We start from the raw sequence: 6,401 nt of genomic DNA, 5'->3' as shown, positions 1-6,401 counted from the left end.
CTGGCGGACGCCCGGCGGCGGCGCGGTCGGCCGCTGCCTCACCTGCGCGAGCAGTTCGCCGCACGGCAACGGCTTGTTGTTGCTCGGCGCGAGCAGCGGAATCAGCGCCGCAAACGGGTTGATGAGCCCGAGGCCGATCGCCGCGCCGCCGCGCAACGCGAGCGCGGCCGCGTCCACACCCACGTGCGGGTCCTTGAAGGTGCCCTTCACGTACAGCGGCGAGCGCAGCGAAAAGACCCGGAAGCCCTTCGTATGCGGATGCACGCCGAGGTCCAGCGTCTCGTCGCGCAAGCTCACGTGACCGTCGATGTTGATGACCGCGTCGTCGGTATCGAGCGCGAACACGCGCGGTTCGAGCACGCCATTGGTCGCGACGAAATCGGCGGCCGCGCAGTTGATCTTCACGTCGCGATTGCCGAACAGCTTTTCATAGACGACGTTCGCGACGTTGAGCCCCGCCGCTTCCATCAAGAGACGGCTCACGGTGCCGTCGGTGACGAGCGCCTTCACCTCGCCGTTCGAGGTCGCTGCGAGCGCCGCCGGCGAGTTGCCGGTCGCGGACAGCGAGGCATCGCCGTTGACCTCGCCGAGCGCGTTCTGCATCGTCTTGAAGTCCGGGAACAATTGCTTGAGCTTCAGATGCCGCGCCGAGGTCGAGAAGCGGCCCTTCAGCGGCGTCGCGCTGCCGTCCAGATGAATGTCCGAGGCGAGCGAGCCGCCCGCGACGCCGAACTTCAGCGGTTCGAGCGACAGCACGCCGTTGCTCAGCACGACGTGCGTGTAGAGGTCCGTGATCGGCAGCTTCGAACTCTTGACGATGCGCCGGCCCGTGAACTTGACGTCGGCGTCGATGGCCTTCCAGCGGTCGGTGCGGAATTCCTCGACCGGCAACACGCGGCCGCCCGGCTGCGCGGTGGCGTCGCCGCGCTTCGCCTTGCTTGCGCTCGAATCGGCGCCGATCACGGGCGCGAGATCGGCGAACTGCAACAGATGCGAGACGAGTTCGCCCTGCAGCAGCGGACGCGGTTCGCGCGCCGTATAGGTCAGCGAGCCGTTCAGATCGCTGCCGCCCACCCGGCCCGTAAAATTCTCGTAGGTAAAGACGTTGCCGCCCGACCTGAAGTGGCCGATCAGATGTCCTTCGGTCGCATACGGCGGCGTGTCGGGCAAGGTCACGCCGGTCAGCGCATAGAGCCGCGCCATGCTGTTGCCTTGCAGCCAGAGGCGCAGATCGAGCGCGGCGAGATGCGCGGGATCGCCGATCGTGCCGACGAACGCGACGTGCAGATCGCCAGCCTTCACGTCGGCCTGCACCGGAAACGGCCGGTCCGCGTCCTGCAGCGCGAGCACGCCGCCGACTTTGCCGCTACCCGATACCGGCGTCTTGTTGTAGCTGCCTTTGACGGTCCACGCGATCGCGTAGAGCGGCGTCGCGCGCGGGGCGGCGGGCGCGGTGGCGGGGACGCTCGCGGCCGAGGTTGTTTCGGCTGTCGCTACACTAGCGCCTGCACTTGTGCTTGTACCCGAACCGACACCCGCACTCGCGCCACCGCTCGCCCCGGTCGCCAAGGCACCGCTCGCGGCGGGCGCGCCAGAAGTCGCGGACGTGGCCGCCGCGCCCGATGCCCCTGCAGCCCCCGATACCGCCGACGCATTCGCCGCAGCCTCCGATGCAGCAGCCTCGGACGCCGCCTTCGCTTCCGACGCCGCCTTCGCTTCCGACGCCGCCTTCGCCTCGGCCTGCGCAGCGAGCCTGCTCGCGCCGGCCTTGCCGATCGCCTGCGCCGACGCGCTGCGCGACGCCGCTTCCTGCTGCTTCAAGGCCTCGCCGAGCGGGATCGGCTGACCGAGCGTATCGACGGCCATTTGCAACTCGACCTTCATCTGCTGATCGGACAGCGCGATATTGCCCTTCGCGAACGCGATGTCGTGCAGATCGAGCGTCCATTCGGACGGCCCGCTCGAGGACGGCAGCTTGAAGGTCCAGTTGTTGCGCCCGTCGAGCATGCGTTCGAGATCGACCGACGGATTCACGAGATTGATCGCCGGGATCACGATGTCGTGCGCGAGCAGCGGCAGCACCTCGACCTCGAAGTCGATCTCGTCGAGCGTCGCGAATTGCGGCTGTTTGGCCCAGTCGGGATTGCCGAGCGTGATGTTGGCCGCCGAGAAGCGCGGCCAGGGCACCCAGCCGCGCCAGCCCGTTTCGCCGGCCGGCTTCTGCCAGCCCACCTTCAGATCGCCGTTGATCGCGAACGGCCGGCCGATCGCCTGCGTCACCTTGTCGTTGATGTAGGGCCGGGCGCGATTCCAGTCGAAGCTCAGAATGAAGATGACGAGTGCGGCAATCAGGATGACGAGCGCCGCCAGCAGCCATGCGATGATTTTTCCGATCCGTCGTCCGATGCTGCTCGACACTGCCATTGAGAGGCTCCGCGTGTTGTTCTATGTTGTACACCGGACAGCAGATAGCGTGCCCGGACGTGAGCGATGAGTCGCCCTGTCTGTCGCCTTGTCTATCGCGGCGCATGCGTCTGAGCCGGCACTTGTGTTCGTTCTCGTGCCTGCGTTTTCGCTTGTGTTTGCGTTTGCGTTCGACCTTGCCGTTTTATCATGGCGCACGGTTCGGCGACAGATTGCTCTGCAGATTGCCGCTCGCGCCAGCCACAACGCACCACGCACACTTCAAGCACACATCGAATAACGCATCGTGCCTCACGCTCCCCACCCCGATCCAACCATGACCGACGTTCCCCTCGTTCTCGCCGACGGCATCGCGCGGCGCGATGCGCAGCGCGCGCAGACGCTGTTGCAGCCGACCACCTTCGCGCTGCGCGCCGGCGAGCGCGTCGCGATCACCGGGCCGTCCGGCTCGGGCAAGAGCGTGTTCCTGCGCGCGCTCGCGCTGCTCGATCCGCTCGATGCCGGGCGCATCCTGTGGCATGGCGCGCCGCTCGGGCGCGCCGCGCTTCCGCGCTACCGGCGCAACGTCGCGTATATCCGCCAGCGGCCCGCGCTCGTCGACGGCAGCGTCGAGGACAATCTGCGCTATCCGTTCGAGCTCGGCGTCTATCGCGACGTGCGCTTCGATCGCGAACGCGCCAGCCTGCTCGCCGAACAGGCCGGCCGCAGCAGCGACTTTCTCGGCAAGCCCGCGAGCGAGCTGTCGGGCGGCGAAGCGCAGATCGCCGCGCTGATCCGCGTGCTGCAACTCGCGCCCGAAGTACTGCTGCTCGACGAGCCGACCGCCGCGCTCGATCCCGCGTCGTCGCTCGCGATCGAAGCGCTCGTGGAAGCCTGGTTCGAGGCCGCACCGGGACGTCACGCGTCGGTGTGGGTCTCGCACGATCTCGCGCAGGCCGCGCGCATGAGCGGCCGGCATCTGACGATGCGCGCCGGCGTGCTCGAAGAAGCCACCTCGCCCGAGGAGTCGCCTCGATGAGCCTGCAGAATCTGGGTTTGTGGGACGTCGCGATCGCGGCGCTGCTGATCGTCGTGAACGGCGCGGTGTCGGTGGCGCTGAAGCTCGATCTCGAACGCAAGCTCGCGTGGGCCGCGGTGCGGACCGTGGTGCAACTGCTCGCGATCGGCTACGTGCTCGGCTGGGTGTTCCAGTACGACCGCTGGTACGTCGTGCTGCCGCTCATGATCGTGATGACGCTGATCGCCGGCTTTGCCGGCGCGCAGCGCGGCAGCCGCACCTATGCCGGGCAACGCGCGGACAGCGTGCTGTCGATCTGGGTCAGTTCGTGGCTCGTCGCGGCCGTGGGGCTCTTCGTCGTGATCCGCATTCACCCGTGGTACGAGCCGCAATACGCGATTCCGATTCTCGGCATGATCCTCGGCAATACGCTGACCGGCGTCTCGCTCGGCATCGAACGCATGACCGAGGAGCTGACCGCGCGGCGCGATCGCGTCGAGATGGCGCTCGCGCTCGGCGCGACGCGCTGGGAAGCGGCGCAGGGGCCCGCGCGCCAGGCGGTGCGCGCCGGCATGATACCGACCCTGAACCAGATGGCGGTGGTCGGCGTCGTGAGCCTGCCCGGCATGATGACGGGCCAGGTGCTGGCCGGCCAGTCGCCGTTGCAGGCGGTGCGGTATCAGATCGTCATCATGTTTCTGATCGCCGCGTCGTCGGCGTTGGGCACGGTGGGCGCGGTGCTGCTCACGTACCGGCGGCTCTTTTCGGCGGAACACCAGTTTCTGCCGGCGCGGCTCGTGGAGCGCGCGGCGAAGCGTTAGGCGAGACGTTGGGCCAAGCGGTACACGAAGCGACACGCGCGGGCCGAGGCGGACCCGCGTTTGCGGTTCACACGGTCAGCCCCCGCTCCAACCCGCGAAGCCGATCAGCGCTTGGCGCTGATCGCCACTTCGGTGCCGTCGCTGAGCGTCAGCGTTTTCGTGGTGCCGTTGACCGGCATCGTGAAACGCACGATCTGGCTCATGCGGACATCGTTCGGACACTTGAGCGTCTTGCCGCCGCTCGTCACGCTCTTGGCACCGCGCGGCGTCTGCGCCTGGAAGCTCAGCTGCACGTTCGCGGTGCCGTCCTTGGCGACGACCGGCGCGAAGCGGATCTGCGTCTGCCGGATCATCGCGCCGTTCGCGTCGAGCGCCAGCGACGCATAGTTCGGGCACGTATCGGTCGCGGCCACGGGACCGCCCGGCGGCACGGTCTTCCAGGTGAAGTCATCCGATTCGCCGGAGCGGATCGTGCGGGTTTCCTGGGAATTGCCGAATTGCTTCGACGTGACGCGCACGGTGTAGCGGATCGGACCGTCGAGCGCGGACTGGGACGTGACCGTGATCGGCGTGGCGGCGTGCGCCGCCGGTACGAGCGCGCAGGCGAGAGAAGCGACAACGGAAACGGCGGAGAGTTTGAAGCTGAAGCCCATACTGTCACCTCGTTGTTGTGCCGCTGCGCGCCCGCCTTCGCGCGACTGCCCGCGCCCTGCCCGGCTGGATCGAACCGGTGCGGCCGGCCAGCCTGGCCGCGGGACACGCAACCGTTCTGGAGCATGATGCACCGCCAGTCTAACGCCAAGCGCGACGCCGCGCGTGTCGCGCAAGCTCGGGTGTTAACCCGCTTGCGGCGCGGCGGTTTCTGCGCGTGTCGGGCCGGCGCGGCGAGGCGTCATCTCGCTGTCATGGTCAACGCGTCGCCGTCCGTGCCCGACCCGCTCGAATCGAATCACCGGATCAAAAACCGGTCAGCACCAGTTTGCCGATCGCGCGCCCCTGCTCGAGCTGCCGGTGCGCGCGGCGCAGATTCTCCGCGTTGATCCGGCCGAGGTTCTCGCCGAGCGTCGTACGCAGCGTGCCCGCATCGACCAGACGCGCGACCTCGGTCAGCAGCTTGTGCTGCTCGATCATGTCAGGCGTGCCGAACATCGAGCGCGTGAACATGAACTCCCAGTGAAACGCGGCGCTCTTCGCCTTCAGCAGTTCGACCGGCAGCGGCGCAGCGTTTTCGACGATCGTGCAGATGCCGCCCTGCGGCTTGACCAGCTGCGCGGCAGCCGGGAAATTGCGGTCGGTGTCGTTGAAGATCAGCACGTAGTCGACCTGCTCGACGCCGATTGCCTTCAGTTGCGCGGGCAGATCGCCGAAATGATCGACGACGTGATCGGCGCCCAACTCCTTCGCCCACTTCGCCGATTCGGGCCGCGACGCGGTCGCGATCACCTTGAGCTTCGCCAGCTGTCTGGCAAGCTGGATGCCGATCGAGCCAACCCCGCCCGCGCCGCCGAAAATCAGTACCGTGCGGCCCGCGTCGGCGCCTTGCGGCGACACGCCGAGGCGGTCGAACAGCGCTTCCCAAGCGGTGATCGCGGTAAGCGGCAACGCCGCCGCGTGCGTGAAATCGAGCGAGGCCGGCTTGTGCCCGACGATGCGCTCGTCGACAAGATGAAACTCGCTGTTGGCACCCGGCCGCGTGATGCTGCCCGCGTAGAACACCGGATCGCCGACCTTGAACAGCGAGACCTCGGGCCCGACCGCGACGACCGTGCCGGCGGCGTCCCAGCCGAGCACGCGCGGCGCGTTCTCGACGGTGTCCTTCGGCGCGCGCACCTTGGTGTCGACCGGGTTCACGGAAATCGCTTCGACCTTCACGAGCAGATCGTGTCCGCTTGCTTCGGGTTGCGGGATCTCGACATCGACGAGCGCTTCGGCGTGATCGATCGGCAAATAACGGTAAAGTCCGATGGCTTTCATGGCTGCTCCGGGGGTTCGGTTGAAGTGAGTGAAGTGAAATGAAGTGAGGTTGGGGTTCTGATTCGGCTTCGGTGAGGACAGGAACCGGCCGCCGCTGCGTTTCGTGTTTCGCACCGCGTGCCGTCACTGCCGAATCCATGAGCGTCATCGTAGGCGGGTTCTTATTCTGATAAAACAGTCATAAT

Annotated in this window: 5 protein-coding genes; 2 read left to right on the top strand and 3 right to left on the bottom strand. The window is 67.2% G+C overall.

Annotated features, from left to right (window positions below):
* The coding region (locus GXB81_RS23825) for an AsmA family protein (RefSeq protein ID WP_205990496.1) at positions 1–2,424 on the bottom strand (2,424 nt) is incomplete at its 3' end.
* A gap of 316 nt (positions 2,425–2,740) precedes the next feature.
* On the opposite strand from GXB81_RS23825, the gene GXB81_RS23820 reads away from it, so the two are divergent.
* Together GXB81_RS23820 and fetB are read left to right on the top strand one after the other, a co-directional pair.
* Positions 2,741–3,442 (top strand): ATP-binding cassette domain-containing protein, encoded by a 702-nt coding sequence (locus tag GXB81_RS23820; RefSeq protein ID WP_205990495.1) that lies wholly within the window; start codon positions 2,741–2,743, stop codon positions 3,440–3,442.
* Positions 3,439–4,242, top strand: coding sequence for an iron export ABC transporter permease subunit FetB (gene fetB, locus GXB81_RS23815; protein WP_205990494.1), 804 nt, complete (start codon positions 3,439–3,441; stop codon positions 4,240–4,242). The genes GXB81_RS23820 and fetB overlap by 4 nt, the downstream gene beginning before the upstream one ends.
* A gap of 104 nt (positions 4,243–4,346) precedes the next feature.
* Here fetB and GXB81_RS23810 read toward each other — a convergent pair whose 3' ends face one another.
* Positions 4,347–4,895, bottom strand: coding sequence for a DUF6013 family protein (locus GXB81_RS23810; protein ID WP_167284529.1), 549 nt, complete (start codon positions 4,893–4,895; stop codon positions 4,347–4,349).
* Positions 4,896–5,199: 304 nt separating this feature from the next.
* Positions 5,200–6,216 carry a zinc-binding alcohol dehydrogenase family protein gene (locus GXB81_RS23805; RefSeq protein WP_205990493.1) on the bottom strand — a complete coding sequence of 339 codons (1,017 nt, stop codon included), beginning with the start codon at positions 6,214–6,216 and terminating at the stop codon, positions 5,200–5,202.
* Positions 6,217–6,401: the final 185 nt, after the last annotated feature.

It is taken from the genome of Paraburkholderia sp. Ac-20336 (assembly GCF_017105025.1).
Lineage (GTDB): Bacteria > Pseudomonadota > Gammaproteobacteria > Burkholderiales > Burkholderiaceae > Paraburkholderia.
This window is presented reverse-complemented; position numbering and strand designations above follow the sequence as displayed.